We start from the raw sequence: 16935 nt of genomic DNA, 5'->3' as shown, positions 1-16935 counted from the left end.
CGACTATTTGCCACGCCCCTTTTTAACCTATGGACGTCGAGGTTTCCGCATCTAGATGATGACCGGTGCGGATAGCGTTTGACCAACTGCCTGTCGCCCAACGGAACAATGCAATGCAAATCACAAAGCTTGCTTTCGGACTTTTGCTCATCGCTATCGTGCAGCCTAACCCTGCGGCCCACGCTGACGAGTTGGTGCGATTCGACAGCGCAGTCACAAAGCCAAGTCCATTCCTGGAACGCAAGGCGAAGGAACAAGGTACCAGTCTCCCGCAGGCCCAAGCTACGCACTTGCTGGGATATCTGAGCCGACCAGAGGGAGATGGTCCCTTTCCGGCCGTCGTTATCATGCACGGTTGCGGAGGTATTCGGCCGAACACCAAGACCTACTGGCCGCAGCGGTTGACCTCATGGGGATATGTCGTGCTGGTGGTCGACAGCTTCACGACCCGCAACATTGACAACACCTGTGAACGCTATCTTCCCGACCGGGTATTCGATGCCTACGGGGCTCTCGATTTCCTATCGACATACACCTTCGTTGATGCCCGACGTGTGGGGCTGATGGGGTTCTCGGCTGGTGGAATCGCAACACTGGAAGCCACGAAAGCCGAAGGCAACGAGCAGTTTATGGATCGAAAGTTCAAGGCTGCCGTCGGGTACTATCCGGTTTGCGCTCCCCGTGAGGGCGATGCGACCGTGCCAACTTTGATCCTAAATGGCGAATTGGACGATTGGAGCCCCGCTAAAAGGTGTCGGCAGAGGGTTTCTCACCTTAGTGGCAAAGGTCCGCCAATCGAACTCAACGTCTATCCGGATGCATACCATGATTTCGATTCCCCGGACGTCGCGGTGGCAAAGACGGCATTCGGTCATCGGGAAGAATATAATGCGACGGCGGCCGAGCAGTCCTTTAGCAGCGTTCGTGCATTCCTGAACAAGTACCTCTAATTGAAGCCCGCCAGCGTCAGGCTCGCCAAGGGCGGTCCCCGATGAGGAGCGCGCCCCCATCTGGCGGGACTAAACACCTAGGTTCGCCCCAAGATCAGTCTAATCGCGCCAGCGAGAGTCACTCAAGCCTCGGTTTTGATGTTTTCTTTATTCAAGAGGGAAAGATGATTGAATGATCCTTATCCGGGAAGATTGCCGTTCCGTCTCGATAAGACTTACGCTGCCGTGCAGCAGCCTCGGTCTCAAGCGACTGACCATCCACCGTCCACCAGCAGGTTGGCGCCGGTGATCAGGCTCGCAGCCGGCGATGCCAGGAAGACGACCGCACCCACCACATCATCGGTTTCACCGATCCGGCCGAGTGGGATGTGATCGAGCGTCGCTCTGCGATTGTCGGCATCGGATAGGAAAGGTGCTGTCCCATCGGTGTGGATGAAGGTCGGCGATACGGTGTTTACGGTGACATTATAGGCGGCCCATTCGGCTGCCAGGCAGCGCGTCAGGTGATTGATCGCCGCCTTGCTCATGCAGTAGATGGACTCGCCGCGCAGCGCCACGGTGCCGGCCTGGGAGCTGATGTTGATGATCCGGCCGCCATTGCGCTTGATCATCTGACGCCCGACTGCCTGCGTCATCAGAAAGGTGCCCTTGATGTTGACATCGAGGATCTCGTCAAGGTCCTTCTCCTCAACGAGTTCCGCGAGATTGCCGGGCGCCACGCCGACATTGTTGACGAGCACGTCGATCCGGCCGAATGTCGCAAGCGCTGCATCGACGGCTTGTGCGATATGGGCCTTATTGGGAATATCAAGTTCAACAGCGAGGACTTTTCGTCCCGCCCCCTCGAGTTCGGCAACCAGGCCAGCCGAGGCTGCGACATCGCGCACCCCCAAAACAATATCGGAGCCTGCTGCGGCACAGGCAAGCGCGCAAGCCCGGCCGATGCCACGGCTCGCTCCCGTCACCAATGTCACCTTGCCCTCAAGGCTGAAGTCCGGCGCATTCTTCTGCATCATCGTGCCTCCCTCGATGACATCAATTTATGGCAGGGTCGGCGGGCGGATGCCAGATATTCCACAAATCGCGGGGTCGGAGAATGCAGCGCCGAGGTTCAAGAGAGCCTCATCCTGAGGTGCCCCGCAGGGGCCTCGAAGGACGAGGCGGGTGTGCCGACATCAGGCGCAGGAATCAAATCGTTACCGGCTTTGCGCCAGAAGCGGTCATCAGGATTTTCGCTCGCCAACCCATGACCGCTCCTCATGGTCGGCTGGAACGAGATTTCGCCAATCTGTCAGGAGGCTGCGGCTTGGTCCCAAATGCAGTCGATCTTTCGCGCTGGGATTGACATGAATGTTGCTGCTGAGCAAATAGGCAGTTGAAGCAACAAATGCGCGTGGCGCGACCACCGCTTTCTCGATGAGTCCCGATTTTTCTGCATACGCCACCGGTGATCTCCTCCGAATGATAAATGACGGAGAGGATCATGGGGAAGACTTTGCTTATCATGCGCTATGGGCCGTGTTTAAACGATGGCGCAAGGGGATCGACCTGGAGCCGCTCATCGAACTGCTTCAATCAGAGAAATCAGGCGAGCGGGAACGGGGGGCTTGGTATCTCGATGAAGCTGACCCGCCTGCGGACCGTATGGCCGACTTTATTATCAAGCTAGCCGATGACCCGGTGAGCCACTGCCGATGGAGGTTTGTGGCTTATGTAACGAACTCCAAGCTCTATAGCGACGCCATTACGGATCGTCTTGCCGCGTGCCTCCTCGACCTTGATCTCTACGTGAGAGCGCGAACGATTTTCTGGGCGGTCGTGGCCGACGACAAGAGATTTGCTCACTTTTCGGAAGCAGTCCTCTCCGGCGCCGGAACCAAGCCGTATAAGTTCAGGAATCCTGAGACTACCGCATTTTGGCGGGAGTCGGAGCGCAAGCGCGCAGCACGAGGTATCGAAATCGCTCAGCGCCTTCGCGCAGGAGAATCGGTTACGAACATTCGTGAAAGCATGCCTGAGGAAGACAGTTACAGTTTCGATCAGTTGGCCTTCTCAGTCAGGCAATAAAACCGGCCGCATGGGGAAAGATACGAAAAGCAGCAGCCGGTGTTCGGTCCCTACGTTGTTTGTTCACCTTGATCCGTGATCCACTTTGCTCGGACGAGCGAGAGAGTCGAATTAAACCATAACTTGCAGTTAAAAGCTTTTCTTCACCGAAATTTACTCAGGGCACTCGCAATGACTATCCCTCCGTTTGGGAAACGAAAATCCACTCCGTTGAAAGGCTGGTGGTCTATACTCGAGGAGGAGGAACGTCTTGTTCGAAGCGATGGAGCCTCTGTCCGATTTCTCGGATTTGTCAATCAAGGTGACGAGCCCGGGAAAGGGTTGAATGACCGCCGTTGGATGCGCTTCGAAGCGCATGACGTCAATCGTTCAATGCAGTTCCTCGTGCAATGGCGTGATGTTTTCAATCCGCAATCGCTTCGCGCCCTGATCTGGCGCCTCGATTATGCGCGTTCTTTGCAGCAGTCCGGTATCGCTGCATTGGGCTATCAGGAATGGGTCGCGATTGATCGGCTCATTTGCGATGCTCTGGTTTGCTGGCCCCAGCGAGAGCTGACTGGTCTCCGCCCGAAATTGATCGCGGTCAGCGGCGGTTGGCATAAGGGGCAATGGCGCGAGGAGTACTATCGAACCTTCGGCATGGCTTATCTCGGGGCGCGCAGCGATGAGACCGTGCCCACGCCCTCGGTTATTCGGCAGGAGGCTCCCCGCCAATGGCGCTTCGTCCCGGCTACTCAAGAGGCCAATGCTGAAGACATTGTTGCGATCCACGAAAGCTTGTCAGCAGCGAGGCCAGAGGAGATTGAGGAACTGGTCGTCGGCCTCTTGCCACAACGCCCGCACTTGCGATCCGGGGAACGCTTTTTGGTCCCGCTGTGGCAGTCGGGATGGCAAACACAATGGCTTTACATGGACGACGAGATCATCACCGATCGCATTGTTTCACACACCTATAAGCCAGGCTGGACGTTTTGCATCGATAATACAGTGCTGATCGGAACCATCGACCGAAAACGGAGAACTGAATTTAGATTCGACCACGCTTGGCCAAAACAAATCGGAGCGCTGAAGCGGGAGTATGGAACCTTTTCACGCGCCTTTCGCGATCGCCTTCGAGACCTTTGCGAGAACGGCCTATGGCAATGGGAAGAGGTTTGCCTTCAACTCTATTCTCGCGAATCTGAGGGTAAGGGCAGTGTAAAGGAGATCTGCATACAACGTCCGAAGCGGGTTAGGATCGACCAGATCGTCTCTGTCGCTGGGCCCGTTGCGACCGTCCCACTTGTCATTGCCGAAACGCTCGACGGCGGCGACTACGACGATAAAATTCTGTCCTATGCTTTCAATGACAGTCCACCGCTCCTGAATAGGTCGGAGTGGGAGCAATTCGAATTTCAGGCGGATGCACTTTCGTTGATGAACGGAAAAACCCAACAGCAGCTTGTGTGGCGCGAAATCGTTGCGGGGAGTGGAAGCGTTACCGACAGCTGCGAGGGTCTCTTTTGCTATCGAGATAATGACAGTGAATATCTTCTTGTGGTGATACGGGAAGGTCGGAGGGCCAACCATCAAGCCGGCAGGTGGGTGCTGGATCACAACGCTTCACGATCCAAAAACCAACAGTCAGGCGTCCCGCCGATACCAGACGAGCACTGGCATAGGATGGCAAGGTTTGCGAGGGACGCTCTTCTCGCTTGGCCGGATACCGATATGTTTGGTCCCGGCCCCTCAAGTCTCGCGGAATTGGGCGGGTGCTTTCAAGGCCGATGGGAGCCGGAATTACGTCGTTGGCAATGTAATCGCCTCAAGACTTCGGAGAATGCTCCGTCCACCGGCAGATATAGTCCTGAAGCCAGTTTGCTCCTGCCATGGAAAGCATTCGATCCCGGCGCTGATGTCGGGGCCTCAAGTGAGAGGGTTGAGGCTGCGCTCCGGAGACTGGCGGATCGAAGTGCCGGTGACGAGAACATCGGCCAAACGAGACGACTGCGTTGGCTCAGAGCTGATGGAAGGGCGATCTTCTATCTCCACGGTTGGCAGACCTTACGTGCGCCGCCCGACGGCGATCCTTATCAGGCCCCGGTCTTCGAGTATCTCGACGACGACATAACGGTACATTTATATCCCCGCAGATTTGATGAGTACGACATGCAGTCCCTCGCGCTGATCGAGGTCAATCCGGCGTCAGGCCTTTATAGGAAAGTAGAACCCACGCAGAGCTTGTATCAAAAATGGCGTCCTACCGAGGAAATCTGGTGCCGTGTGGTAACAGCGATAGAGTCGCAAATCGACCGGATTTCTGGGCAGCTGGCCATTCGTGGGCTTTATACAGTCCACGGCTACGACGGCTCCGCAAGCCGCACACTCGGGCTCAATCGATCTTAAGGCCGCTTTCCCCCAGACCTATATTCGCCGATCCGCCAAGCGTGCCCTTCACACCGCCGCGCCGGCGGCTTCACCGCAGCGCGCCGCTGCGGCGCAAAACGCGCCGCCGACCTGTTGAAATCGGGAACGAGATTGTAGGTCTGCCGGCACGGTTCCCCTCGCTCTGACATCGGATCAGACCGTCCCCGGCCTCGCGCCATTTGAGCTTCAGGGCCCGAAGCCCGCAGGCTGCGGAGCCTGTTCGAAACACTCGATCAGCATTTCGGTGAGAACCCGTACCTTGCGGGCAGGATGCTGACCCGGCGGGCGGATGACGTGGATGGCTGCCGGAGGCGGAGGATAGCGTGTCATGACCGGAACCAGCGCGCCGGAGGCCACGTATTGATGGGTGATGCCGTCGGGGATCCAGGCGATGCCCAGCCCTGCCAATGCGGCGGCGGCAAGCGCCACGGCGTTATCAGCCTTGAAGCGCCCGCGTGGATGAACCGTGACGATCCGGCCGCCATCCATGAACTGCCAGGTTTCCGTTCCCTGCATAAGGGCCTGATGGGCGGCGAGGTCCGCCGGCGTCTCAGGTGAGCCATTCGCTTTGATATAGTCCGGGCTCGCGACGAGCTTGCCATAAATCGGTCCGACGCGCTTGGCGATCAGGTTGGAGTCCGGAAGGAAACCAACCCGGATCGCACAATCGAAACCCTCTGCAATGAGGTCGACGAAGCGATCGCTGTAGGAGGTGTCGATGTGAAGCTGGGGGTGGCGTCGCGCCATGTCGGCGAGCACCGGCGCGAAGTGGGTCGGGCCGAAGGAAAGCGGCACTGCAACTCTCAGGCGGCCGCAAAGGTCACCGGCGGGCAGGATCGTCTCCCTGGCCGCGTCGATCTCGGCGCAGACCCTGGCCGCATAGTCCCGAAAGGTGATCCCGGCTTCGGTGAGCGCAGCACCGCGGGTGGTTCGTGCAACAAGCTGGACGCCGAGATCCGCTTCAAGCCGGACGAGCCGCCGGCTGACGATCGACTTGGCGACGCCGAGCCGGCGCGCAGCCGATGTAACGCCACCCGCATCCGCAACTTCCACGAATGTCCTGAGCTCTTCGATGTCCAATTCGGCGTTCCCCATTTCGCAACACAGCTTGGCACGAGAGAGTACTACCGTATCGCAAATGGGAATGACAGTGTCCGTTTCGGAGGCAGCGCCGCTGCCGGCGCGTGTCACCCGGCATGCCAACCCCACACAACAGCAGCAGAGGATGTATCCATGACTTTCCGCAATGGCCTTGCTTCGCTTCTTCGTCCCGAAGATTCGGTCCTCGTTCTGATCGATCATCAGCCCTACCAGCTCGCGAATGTGAACAGCCACGAACCGCAGATGGTGATCAGCAATACGACGGGGCTGGCAAAAGCCGCCAGGGCCTTCGGTGTTCCGACAATCCTGACCAGCGTGGTCGCCGCGCGCGGCGGTCTCCTCTTCCCCCAGATCACCGATGTGTTCCCCGGTCAGGAGGTGATCGACCGGACGTTCATCAATACCTGGCAGGACGAGAAGGTGGTGGACGCCGTCAAGGCGACCGGTCGCAAGCAACTGATCATCGCCGGTCTGTGGACCGAGGTCTGCGTCGCGATGCCGACAATCCAGGCCCTCGGCGAAGGCTGGGATGTCACTGTCATCACCGACGCATCCGGCGCCGTATCGGTCGAAGCCCATCAAGTCGCCATCCAGCGCATGATCGCGGCTGGCGCAAACATGATGACTTGGCTGGCACTGGCGTCCGAATGGCAGCGCGACTGGGCCCGGACCGACCAGGCCGCCGCCTTGACCGAGGTGATCACCCAGCATGCCGGCGGAAGCGGGATCGCATTCCTGTGGGAACAGCAATTGCTCAACACGCCGGTGCCGAGCGCCGCAGGCTGATCCGAGCGGGGATGACGACAACCTGACAGAGGCGTTGCGAAAAGCGCGACGTCTATCGGCTCGTCATCCCCTTCGGCGAGACCCGAAGGTTCGATGTCTCGTTCGGGCCGTCGGCGGTCGTTGGTGTTGCTCACACACAAGAGAGAGCTGACCTTTTCATGCACTCGGTCGCTTCGAGAGATCAGCGCCTGTCCCTCGACATAGGCTGCCAGCTCTTCCGCCGTACCCATGGGCTACCGCGCCTTCGCGTCCGACCTCCTCGCGTCGGCCTGAACTCCATTACTTCAAACGTCCCGAACGAGGAACGTAGAGCAATTCCAGCAAAAATGCGTAGCGGTATCGCATCCGGAATTGCGTGAAGAGAAAGAGATAGAGCATTTCCGTGATTGGGAGAAAGACGGAAATGCCCTAGGAAGCTCCGATGGGTGTAGACTGCCGGCACGATTGCATGTTCGTGCAAGGCAACGATGATGGGCACCACCCCCGCGCTCGACCGAAAGCTGCTCGCGATCCTCGCGGCGGATATGGTCGGTTACTCCACGGCGATGGAGGCCGATGAGGCCGGCACCATCAAGCGGCTGAAGGCGATCCGCGCCGAGCTGATCAATCCCGCCATCTCAGAGCGCCATGGCACCACTATCAAGCTGATGGGCGACGGCGCGCTCGTCGCCTTCGACAGCGTGGTGGATGCGGTTGCCTGCGCCGCGGAGTTTCAAAATGCCGTGGCGGCGCGCAATGCCGAGCTGCCGGAGCCTGAGCGCATTATCTTCCGCGTCGGGATCAATCTCGGCGATGTCGCCCTGGTGGATGGCGATGTCTATGGAGACGGGGTGAATGTCGCCGCCCGGCTGGAGCATCTGGCCGAGCCGGGCGGCGTGGTGGTGTCGGGCACCGCCTACGATCATCTCCAGGGCAAACTCGACTGGCCGCTCGATTTCGCCGGCGAGCAGCAGGTCAAAAACATCAGCCGCCCGGTGCGGATGTATCGGCTGAGGCTCGACGGCAAACGGGCGCGCCGCCCGCTTCTCGCAACGGTGCCGCGCTGGGCCAAAACGGCTGCGGCGGCGGTCGTCGCGCTGGCTCTGGCAGGCGGTGCGGCCTGGTGGTTCCTTCAGCCGGAACCTCCGGTCGGCAAGCCGTCGGTGGCGGTGCTGCCCTTCGACAATTTCGGCAGCGATGAGGCGAGCGGGCGTCTGGCCGATGGCCTGACCGAGGACATCATCACCGACCTCGCGCGGTTTCCCGAATTCGAGGTGGTGGCGCGCAATTCGACGGAAGTTTACAAAGGCAAGCCGGTGGATGCCCGCCAGATCGCAGCTACGCTCCATGTCGGCTTCGTCCTGGAAGGCTCGATCCAGCGGCAGAGTGGCCGGGTGCGGATCACCGCACAGTTGATCGATGCAAAAACCGGCCACCATCTTTGGTCGGAGAATTGGGACCGGCCCGCCGAGGACGTCTTCGCCGTTCAGACCGAAATCGCAGAGCAGGTCGCCAACCGCCTCGGCGGCGGCGTGGGCTTGATTCAACAGGCCGGCCGGGCGGCAGCCAAGCGCAAACGGCCTGAAAACCTCAATGCCTATGATTATTATCTGCTCGGCTCCGAGAAGATCGAAAAGCTCACCAAAGCCGATGACGAGGAGGCCATCACCTTTCTTAACCGCGCCGTCGCGCTGGATCCCGGGCTGGCGCGCGCCTGGGTTGAACTTTACCACGCTCACGATCTGATGGGCGTGTTTGGCGTCGATCCCGAGGGCAACCGCAAGCTGGCCGCCGATGTGGCCGAACGCGCGGTGCGGCTTGATCCGGGCGACGCGGAAGCCCATGCGGTGTTCGGCATGAGCCTTGCCAACAAGGGCGACATGGGCCGCGCCAAGTCCGAATTCGACACGGCCCTTCGCCTGGCGCCCGGTTCGTCCGAAATCCTGACTTTTTACAGTGGCTATGCCGCCCGCTTCAACGAACCGGAACGCGGTGCTCAGATGGTCGACAAGGTCATGCGGCTCGACCCGAACTATCCGATGTGGGCGTCCAACTTCTTCGCGCCTGCCTATTTCATGGCGGGGCGCTATCAGGACGCCGTCACGATGCTGGAGCGCATGACGCCGAACAATTACCAAAGGTGGACCTGGGTGGTCCGCAGCAGCGCGCTTGCCGCACTCGGTCGAACCGGTGAGGCGCATGCTTCAGCCACGCAAGCTCTCCAGCAGCACCCCGAGGTGACGGTCGAGAGCATGATCAATGAACCCGGCCTCAGCACAATCGAGCGCAGCCGCTTCATCGAGACAATGCCGCTCGCCGGCTTCCCGGTATGCGCCAAGCCCGAGGCACTGGCCAACCTCGCCAAACCCGTGCGGCTGCCCGAATGCGAGGCGGCAAAGGCGACGCCTATCGGGCAGCCATGAGGGATGTTGGAGGATGCCTCGCCCCAATAACAGGCCCTTGAGATGCCATATGCAAATCACAGGGGTCAGAGAATGTGGCGCCGCGGTTCAAGAGAGCCTCATCCTGAGGCACCCCGCAGGGGCCTCGAAGGACGAGGCGGGTGTGCCGACATCAGCTGCAGCAAAGGCATCGTAAGAATGTGCGCCACCGATGAGAACGCACGGCATCTCCTCTTCATTTGCCGGCTCGCAGCAAGCCCAATCGCCGCCGGCTTCGCACCAACAGCGGCCTATAATCTCACGGATCGTTGCAACTTATGATAATTTCGAGTAGCCCAAAATTGCCGGGCCTTCAAATGGGAGTGGAATGTCGAAGCTCAACATCTACAGATCGATATTGATTATTTGCCTTGCCGGCATCGTATATGTCTGGCCCTTTGCGGCTACTATAATCGCTGGCTGGTGGGGCACGGCTCTAATTGGTGCTTGGGCGAAGAAATCCGACCCCTCGCACGGAGAGAGTTCGCTCTCCAAGGTTCTAAATGCAGACTCTTTCGGAGCATTGTCAGCCTGGCTCGGCCTTTGGAATGGGTTCTACGTCTGGAAAGACCTAGATCACGACTACCATCGCCGAAACCGCGAGTGATCTCTGAAAGGCCGCAATGGGCCGACAGTGGTCATTCGCGAGTGGTGCCGCGATCAGCCCTGCACCACCGGCGCTCACCGCCGAGCCGGCGGCTTCACGGCCGCCCGACGCTGCAGCGCAAACCGCGCCGCGGAGCAGTTGATGTCAGGCACGAGGTCGTAGGTCTGCTGGTAGAGCGTCAGCGCCAGCGTTTTGTTGCCGCGGTTTTCCGAGGCAAGCGCGGCAAGTGCCGTGCGTTTGTAGGCCTCGACGATCGGCTCGGCAGCCTTTGCCAGCGCCACGTCGTCGGCCGGTTCGGCGCTAAGCGAAAGGGCGGCATAGGTGACATCGCCGTCGCGGCCGACGCGGCCGCCGACGGCGCCGTTGAAGCTTGCTTCGGAGACCTGGCGCATGCGCCGGGCGTTCTTGATGCAGGTCGGGATGCGGGCGGCTTCGGCGTTGATGCGCTCGGCCGTCGGGCCGCCCTCGGTGCTGCCGCTGTCCGACAGGATGACGTAGCCGATGATGCCGACAATGGCGAGATAGACGAGCCCCATGCCGGCGAGGAAGGCCGGCTGCTTGAAGAGCGGCTTCTTCGGCTTGTCGTCACCCGTCTTGGCCGCCTCCTTCTTCGGCGCCTCCTTGGCGGCGGCTTTGACGACGAACTGGAATTCGACATCCTTGCCGAGGCGGAAGCTGTCGCCGGCTTTCAGCGAGGCCGTCTGCAGCAGCGCCTCGCCGCGCAGCATGATCGGGTTCAGCCCCATGCGGCGGATGATGAAGCCGCCGTCACTCTGTTTTTCGATGCGCGCATGGATCGGCGCCAGAAACGGATCGTCGACGACGATATCGGCGTTCGAAGCCCGGCCGATCGACATCTCCGGCCGGTCAAGCACATGGCTGCGGCTCTGGCCGCCGGGACCGGTCTGCAGAAGGCTTGGTTTGTTTCCGCGAAAGAAGGAAAAGGCCATGATCAGAACATCCCACTCGACATCATCTCGACAATTGCCGGCGCCAGCACCAGAAGCAGGATCGACACGACGATCATCATCGCCGGCATGACGATCTTGGCCTTCAGCTTTTCACTGGCCCTATCGGCCTTCTCCCAGCGGCGGAAGCGCAGGTCGCGCGCATGTTCGCGCAACAGCTCGACGCGGTTGCTGCCCTCGACCTCGCCCTGGATCACCGCGCGAATGACGCGGATGACCTCCTCGGCGGTCATCCTTCGCTCCAGGCGCTGCAGCGCCTCGACCATGCCGGTACCGAGCGCCACGTCCTTCAGCGTCTGATCGATCTCTTCGCTCATCACCGTGCCGGGTGCAGCCTCGGCATAGAGCCGCAGGCTTTCCGGCAGCGTCGCCTGCGCCTGCTGCGTCATGACGACGAGATCGAGGAAATAGGGAAATTCGCGCGAAATGCGCTCCTTGCGGTCCTGCATCTTGTCGTCGGCGACGACCCAGAAATAGATGGCGGGGATCAGCCCGAGGATCAGCCCGGCGACCAGCCCGCCGATGATACTGCCGCTGGCAATGCCGAACAGCACCCCGAGCAGGATGAAGCCGAAGAGGCTGAGCACGACGAGCAACGCGATATATTCGCGCCCGGTGACGCCGCCGAAGGGGCGGCCGCCATAGATCAGCTTCTGCTCCAGCTGGGCGCCGTAGTCGGCGAGCAGCGGTTCGAAATGCAGCAGCATGAATTCGACCGGTGTGCGCATGCCGATGCTGTCGACGATATTCGGCGGCGGCCCGTCACCGCCGTGGGAGCGGCGCACCACCTGGATGCTGCCGAGCAGATCGCCGATCCACCAGACGAAAAGGGCCGCAGTGATGCCGGCAAAGACGATGGCGAGGGGGCCAAGAGGGATCGCAGACATCAGACCGACACCTTCATCATCGAGCGCATCCAGAAGAAACCGGTGGCATAAAGAATGGCGCCGACGATGGCGATGACGATGCCGATGGCGTTGCCGAACACCTTGTCGATCAGCTCCGGCTGGCCGAAGAAGATCATCAGGATCATGAACAGCGCGCCGCCATTGACGACGCGGAAATTCATCCGCGCCTGCGACGACGAGGTGGTGATCTTCTGATCGAGCTTCCAGATTTCCTTGAAGGATTTCGACATTTCCGTCAGCGGTTCGGAAATATCACCGCCCTGGCGGGCGAAAAGGCCGAGGGCGGCGTCGACCATCTTGAAGTGCAGGCTCGGCACGGTGCGGCCGTGGCGGTCCAGCGCCTCGACCAGGCCGATGCCGAGCTTCTGCTCGCGGGCGATACGCTCGAACTCGCGCGAGGCCGGCATCTGGCCGGTATCGGCCACCGCATTGACAGCGACGGCGAGCGGCTTGCCGGTGCGCACCGCCGAGACGATCTGGTCGACGGCATAGGGAAGCTGCGATTCGATCTGCAGCCAGCGGCGCTGCAGGAAATAGCGGATCACCGCCTTGGGCAGGAAGAAGGCGACGGGAATGGCGATGACGATGCCGAAGATCGGCCCGAAGATCAGCGAGATCACCAGGAAGACGACGATCGCCGTGATGCCGTAGGCCAGGATCATCGTATAGGGCGGCACGGCATCGCGCCCGAACACCTGCGCCGCTTCGCTGGCGAGCGCGATATCGCGTTCGGTGGCGCGCAGCAGCGGCGCCGGCCAGCGCACCGGCGCGCCCCAGACGAGCAGCCCCGCCGTCACCGCCCCGAGGGCGACCGTAAAAATCTGCAGAATGCTGATATCCATGGTTTTTCCCTCAGAGCAATTCCAGGAAAAGTGCGAAGCGGTTTTCCGTCCGGAATTGCGTAAACAAAAACTTAGAGCGGTTCTTCGCTTTCGCGAAAACCTGAACCGCTCTAGACGAACATGTCGAGTTTTTCGATTTCGCCGTCTTCGCCGAACTCGACGAGTTCGGCGACGAAACTCGGCAGATAGCCGGTGAAGGCATGCACCGCCTGGCCGCCGGCGCGGCCGACGAGATGGAAGATCGGCTCGACGATGACGAGGCCGGTATCGGGATCGATGCCGATCACCTCGGATATCTCAGTCACCGCGCGCCGTCCGCTTTCCAGGCGGTTCAGCTGCACGACGAGTTCGACGGCGGCGACGATCTGCTGGCGGATTGCCATCACCGGCAGCGAGCTCTGGCCCTGCAGCACCATCACTTCAAGGCGGGTCATCATATCCTGCGGCGTATTGGCATGCGCGGTCGTCATCGAGCCGGCATGGCCGGTGTTCATCGCCTGCAGCATGTCGATCGCCTCCGCACCGCGGCACTCGCCGACGATGATGCGGTCGGGGCGCATGCGCAGGGCGTTGCGCACGAGATCGCGGATGGTGACGCTGGTTTCGGACTCCGCCGTTTTCGGCCGCGATTGCAGATAGACGACATGGATGCCGTCGAGCTGCAGCTCCGACGTGTCCTCGACGGCGACGACGCGTTCGCCGATCGGGATGAACTGCGACAGGCTATTTAGCAGCGTCGTCTTGCCGGAGCCGGTGCCGCCGGAGACGACGATGTTCTTGCGGGCGCGCACGGCCGCCTCGAGGAAGGCGCGCATCGGCTCGCTCAGCGCGCCGGCGGTGACCAGTTTGGAGATGTCGAGCCGCGACTTGCCGCCGAATTTGCGGATGGTCAGGCAGGCGCCCTTGACCGCCAGCGGCGGAATGACGGCGTTGACGCGCGATCCATCCGGCATGCGGAAGTCGGCCATCGCCTCGCTCTCGTTGATCGAGCGGTTGGAATCGACGGCGATGCGCTCGATCACCTTCATCAGCTGCCGCTCATTGGCGAAGGCGAAGGGATAGCGTTCCAGCAGGCCGAATTTTTCGACGTAGATCTCGTCGTAGCGCGTCACCATGATTTCCGAGATGACGTCGAGATCCATCAGCTCCGAGATCGTGCCCCAGCGGTACATCAGCTCCTCGATGTTGGAGCGCAGATGCATATGGGCGATCTCGTAGCGGTCGCCGGCATTGAAGAGGGCCTGGCGGGACTGGAAGGCGGCGCTGAACCGCGTGTCGAGCTGGGCGAAGTCGGCGCGGGTGGATTCGAAATTCAGCTTCAGCTGTAGCGCCGAGATCAGCGCCTTGCCGACATCGAACAGGCGGCGATTGTCCTGCTCCTCGCGCAACAGGCTGGCGGCCGTCGACGAGGCATCGCGCCGCCCGGTGCGGGCGATGCGTTTTGCCAGCCACCGATAGACGGCGTTCTTGATGACCAGGATGACGAGATCCTGGGGTGCTGCGTCGAGCGCCTCCTTGATGAACATGTCGAGCCGTTCGCGGATGCGGTTGCGCGTGTCCTCGCGGCCGAAATCGGAGGATTTGACCAGTCGGTCATATTGCGTGTCTTTTAGCAATCGCTCATGGATCTCCATCTGCAACGCCAGCACCCGCTCCTGGTCCGGAAACTGCGTCACCGCTTCTTGAGCCGCGGCCGGCTCCACCAATTCGATGGTGACGTTCGGCACCCAGATCGACATGCCGGCTGAAACCGCAACCGGCGTGCCGGCCCGCAGCGGCTGATCGTCGACGCGGGTCGGATTGCGGCCGTGATGCTGCACCGACCAGCCCTGGCCGGATTTGCGCAGCACGAATTGCGGCGAGGAGACGTGGCTGCCGCGCAGCCGCACGACGCCGGCGCCGGCCGGCAGCGTCAGCGTGCTGCTTTCGCCGACGAAATAGGTCTCATTGGAAGAAAGCGGGATCACCTCCCGGCCGCTGCCATCCTCATAGGAAATCTTCAACAGCATGGCTCACTCCCCCGCAACGCTCACATGCGCGTCCAGTTGATGCTCGGCAATTCCTCGACGCTGTTGTCGGCCGGATTGCGCAGCACCATGTTCAGGCTGCCGTTCGACTGGCCGAGCGCAAAAATCAGCATTTCGGCCTCCGACGGCGTCACCTCAACGGTCACATTATTGTAGGTGCTGTTGGCCTTGGTGATGGCGCCCTCGGCCGTCGTCGCCGCGCCGACGGCCAGCACTTTGACATTCTGTAGGAAGGTGCGGGTGACGACGCGGGTGCGCGAGCTGATGCCGAGTTTATAATCCTGCGCCTGTTTGCGGTAGGCGTTGACGTCATTCTCGTCGGCGCCTGGATATTGGGTCAGATAGTTCTTCAGCATCTGCTCGACTGGCGAGGGCGGCTGGGCCGGAGCCTGCGGCTGCCCGGCCGTAGCAGGCGCTTGGCCCGGAACGGCAGGTGCCTGGCCGGGGGTTCCGGGCTGGGCCGCGGCGGCAGGTGCCACCGGTTCGACCGGCTCATCGACCGTGCCGATAATATCGACATAGCTGCCCGGTTCGACGAAGTGGCCGACGGCGGCGGCCGCGTTGACGGGAAGGGTGAGCGCCCGTTTGCCGGGCGCGATCATCGTCGTCAGCCGCCCGCCGTCATTATCGTCGAAATACTGGAAGAGCAGCACCGAGCCGGCCGGAATGTCGGCGGCGGCCGTCCTGTCCTTCAGCCATTCCTGATAGGCGCTGGCCGCAGGCACGGCGAGCTTGGCGAGCGCCCCGAAGCTTTCCGGCAGCATGACCGGTTCGGCGAGCATGTCCGGCGTGATCGCCTGACCGCGCGTCACCTTCCTGTCGGGCTGGAGCCGCATGAAGGCGTAGGCCACCTGCTCGTTCTTGACGCTCTCGGTCCAGAAGTAGAGCAGAACGCCGGTGATCAGCCCGACGATGACGGCCGCGATGAGCTTCCAGTTCATGGTGTTATTCCTTCGACGAAGGGTTGCCTGATTTGAATGACCTCGACGGTCCGGCCGTCGCTCTTGCTGCTGGTGTAGAGAACATTGGCCTCGACGCTGCCGCGCCGGCCATAGAGCGCGGTAACCCCGCCGCGCTCAGCCGGCGCCGCCTCGATGGTGAAACCGTCACGGGTGAGAAGCTCGGCGCGCTGATCTGACCAGCGCACGGCCGACAGCGAGCCTTTCGAGACGACCGTGCGAGATGTGTGGCCCTTGTCGCGGTCGCCGATATCGCTCAGCACCTCGACCCCGGCCGGCGGACGCAGCGACTGCGGCAGCTTGCTGACATCGGCGGGCGCCGCAAAGGCCGGCAGCGACGACGCCACATCTTCGAAGCGGCTCATCAGCACCTCGGTCACCGGCGCATCGGCGGGGCGGCGGATCATGATCGAGACGCCGGGGATCGGCGCCCTTGCCGAGGGATTTGCCGGGTCCTGCCGTCGGAGATAATCGAGCGCCGCCTCGCCATCGCCGTCGAAGAAACGAACCACCACGGCAAGGTCGTCGCGGATGCGGCTTACCTTCGGGACGATCAGCATGTTGGCGGCGATGACCGCGGTCAGTTCCTGCCTGTCATTGCTTTTCGGCAGGGCAGGGCGGGTATTGACGGCCAGCACCCGCAGCCATTCGTCGGTGATGTCGGAAATGCTGCGATCGCTCTGGTAGGGCGTGAATTCCAGCGGCTGGCCGTTGATGACGAGATCGCGCGGCGAACGTTCCGGCGCGCCGACAATGCCGGCCAGCATCGAATTCAGCGTCGCCCGGAAATCCTTGTAGACCTCGGCTCGGCCCGGCGTGGCCAACGCGGCAGCAAGCCCAATGACGAGAGCCATGCTGAGCAGATGAACGGAGATACGCGCGCCCTGTCTCATC

General features: G+C 61.3%; 14 protein-coding genes. 5 read left to right on the top strand and 9 right to left on the bottom strand.

Annotated features, from left to right (window positions below; all coding sequences use genetic code 11):
* Positions 1-113: 113 nt before the first annotated feature.
* Complete coding sequence (locus BBJ66_RS28520; RefSeq protein WP_071091797.1) at positions 114-950, top strand: dienelactone hydrolase family protein; 837 nt, start codon at positions 114-116, stop codon at positions 948-950.
* Positions 951-1192: 242 nt separating this feature from the next.
* Here BBJ66_RS28520 and BBJ66_RS28515 read toward each other — a convergent pair whose 3' ends face one another.
* Both BBJ66_RS28515 and BBJ66_RS34660 read right to left on the bottom strand, forming a co-directional pair.
* Positions 1193-1963: an SDR family NAD(P)-dependent oxidoreductase gene (locus BBJ66_RS28515; RefSeq protein WP_071091924.1), complete on the bottom strand. Its 771-nt coding sequence runs from the start codon at positions 1961-1963 to the stop codon at positions 1193-1195.
* Positions 1964-2173: 210 nt separating this feature from the next.
* Positions 2174-2395, bottom strand: coding sequence for a hypothetical protein (locus tag BBJ66_RS34660; protein WP_128146151.1), 222 nt, complete (start codon positions 2393-2395; stop codon positions 2174-2176).
* 16 nt (positions 2396-2411) lie between these two features.
* Here BBJ66_RS34660 and BBJ66_RS28510 point away from each other — a divergent pair, with 16 nt between their 5' ends.
* Together BBJ66_RS28510 and BBJ66_RS28505 are read left to right on the top strand one after the other, a co-directional pair.
* Entirely contained in the window at positions 2412-3017 is a 606-nt protein-coding gene (locus tag BBJ66_RS28510) for a hypothetical protein (protein WP_083335637.1), read from the top strand.
* A 123-nt stretch (positions 3018-3140) separates the two neighbouring features.
* The gene (locus BBJ66_RS28505) at positions 3141-5402 is read left to right on the top strand and encodes a hypothetical protein (RefSeq protein ID WP_244511761.1); all 2262 of its coding nucleotides are present in this window, start codon (positions 3141-3143) and stop codon (positions 5400-5402) included.
* A 207-nt stretch (positions 5403-5609) separates the two neighbouring features.
* Here the strand turns inward: BBJ66_RS28505 and BBJ66_RS28500 are convergent, their stop codons facing one another.
* Positions 5610-6503: a LysR family transcriptional regulator gene (locus BBJ66_RS28500; RefSeq protein WP_071091787.1), complete on the bottom strand. Its 894-nt coding sequence runs from the start codon at positions 6501-6503 to the stop codon at positions 5610-5612.
* 153 nt (positions 6504-6656) lie between these two features.
* Between BBJ66_RS28500 and BBJ66_RS28495 the strand changes: the two genes are divergently transcribed.
* On the top strand, positions 6657-7310 hold the full coding sequence (locus BBJ66_RS28495) for a hydrolase (RefSeq protein WP_071091784.1): 654 nt from the start codon (positions 6657-6659) through the stop codon (positions 7308-7310).
* 470 nt (positions 7311-7780) lie between these two features.
* Complete coding sequence (locus BBJ66_RS28490) at positions 7781-9712, top strand: adenylate/guanylate cyclase domain-containing protein (protein ID WP_071091781.1); 1932 nt, start codon at positions 7781-7783, stop codon at positions 9710-9712.
* A gap of 699 nt (positions 9713-10411) precedes the next feature.
* On the opposite strand, the gene BBJ66_RS28480 is transcribed toward BBJ66_RS28490, so the two are convergent.
* The 6 genes from BBJ66_RS28480 to BBJ66_RS28455 all read right to left on the bottom strand — a co-directional run bounded on the left by BBJ66_RS28480 (position 10412) and on the right by BBJ66_RS28455 (position 16934).
* Positions 10412-11287, bottom strand: a complete 876-nt coding sequence (locus tag BBJ66_RS28480; protein WP_071091775.1) for an FHA domain-containing protein — start codon at positions 11285-11287, stop codon at positions 10412-10414.
* A gap of 2 nt (positions 11288-11289) precedes the next feature.
* A complete protein-coding gene (locus tag BBJ66_RS28475) occupies positions 11290-12192 on the bottom strand; it encodes a type II secretion system F family protein (RefSeq protein ID WP_190238048.1) in 903 nt (300 codons plus the stop codon).
* Positions 12192-13055: a type II secretion system F family protein gene (locus BBJ66_RS28470; RefSeq protein ID WP_071091769.1), complete on the bottom strand. Its 864-nt coding sequence runs from the start codon at positions 13053-13055 to the stop codon at positions 12192-12194. Before BBJ66_RS28470 ends, BBJ66_RS28475 begins: the two co-directional genes overlap by 1 nt.
* Before the next feature lie 110 nt (positions 13056-13165).
* On the bottom strand, positions 13166-15064 hold the full coding sequence (locus BBJ66_RS28465) for an ATPase, T2SS/T4P/T4SS family (RefSeq protein ID WP_071091766.1): 1899 nt from the start codon (positions 15062-15064) through the stop codon (positions 13166-13168).
* A 20-nt stretch (positions 15065-15084) separates the two neighbouring features.
* Positions 15085-16023 carry a Flp pilus assembly protein CpaB gene (gene cpaB, locus BBJ66_RS28460; RefSeq protein WP_071091762.1) on the bottom strand — a complete coding sequence of 313 codons (939 nt, stop codon included), beginning with the start codon at positions 16021-16023 and terminating at the stop codon, positions 15085-15087.
* Positions 16020-16934 carry a hypothetical protein gene (locus BBJ66_RS28455; RefSeq protein WP_071091759.1) on the bottom strand — a complete coding sequence of 305 codons (915 nt, stop codon included), beginning with the start codon at positions 16932-16934 and terminating at the stop codon, positions 16020-16022. Before BBJ66_RS28455 ends, cpaB begins: the two co-directional genes overlap by 4 nt.
* Position 16935 lies beyond the last annotated feature (1 nt).

This window comes from Rhizobium sp. RSm-3 (assembly GCF_001854685.1).
Classification (GTDB): domain Bacteria; phylum Pseudomonadota; class Alphaproteobacteria; order Rhizobiales; family Rhizobiaceae; genus Rhizobium; species Rhizobium ecuadorense.
Note: the sequence above shows the minus strand (reverse complement) of the source record. Positions and strands in the feature narration are given on the sequence as shown.

Excerpts from the sequence above, each read along its gene's own strand:
- BBJ66_RS28520 (WP_071091797.1), top strand. The coding sequence starts at position 114 with ATGCAAATCACAAAGCTTGCTTTCGGACTTTTGCTCATCGCTATCGTG.
- BBJ66_RS28515 (WP_071091924.1), bottom strand. The coding sequence starts at position 1,963 with ATGCAGAAGAATGCGCCGGACTTCAGCCTTGAGGGCAAGGTGACATTG.
- BBJ66_RS28510 (WP_083335637.1), top strand. The coding sequence starts at position 2,412 with ATGATAAATGACGGAGAGGATCATGGGGAAGACTTTGCTTATCATGCG.
- BBJ66_RS28495 (WP_071091784.1), top strand. The coding sequence starts at position 6,657 with ATGACTTTCCGCAATGGCCTTGCTTCGCTTCTTCGTCCCGAAGATTCG.
- BBJ66_RS28490 (WP_071091781.1), top strand. The coding sequence starts at position 7,781 with ATGGGCACCACCCCCGCGCTCGACCGAAAGCTGCTCGCGATCCTCGCG.
- BBJ66_RS28480 (WP_071091775.1), bottom strand. The coding sequence starts at position 11,287 with ATGGCCTTTTCCTTCTTTCGCGGAAACAAACCAAGCCTTCTGCAGACC.
- BBJ66_RS28475 (WP_190238048.1), bottom strand. The coding sequence starts at position 12,192 with ATGTCTGCGATCCCTCTTGGCCCCCTCGCCATCGTCTTTGCCGGCATC.
- BBJ66_RS28470 (WP_071091769.1), bottom strand. The coding sequence starts at position 13,055 with ATGGATATCAGCATTCTGCAGATTTTTACGGTCGCCCTCGGGGCGGTG.
- BBJ66_RS28465 (WP_071091766.1), bottom strand. The coding sequence starts at position 15,064 with ATGCTGTTGAAGATTTCCTATGAGGATGGCAGCGGCCGGGAGGTGATC.
- cpaB (WP_071091762.1), bottom strand. The coding sequence starts at position 16,023 with ATGAACTGGAAGCTCATCGCGGCCGTCATCGTCGGGCTGATCACCGGC.
- BBJ66_RS28455 (WP_071091759.1), bottom strand. The coding sequence starts at position 16,934 with ATGAGACAGGGCGCGCGTATCTCCGTTCATCTGCTCAGCATGGCTCTC.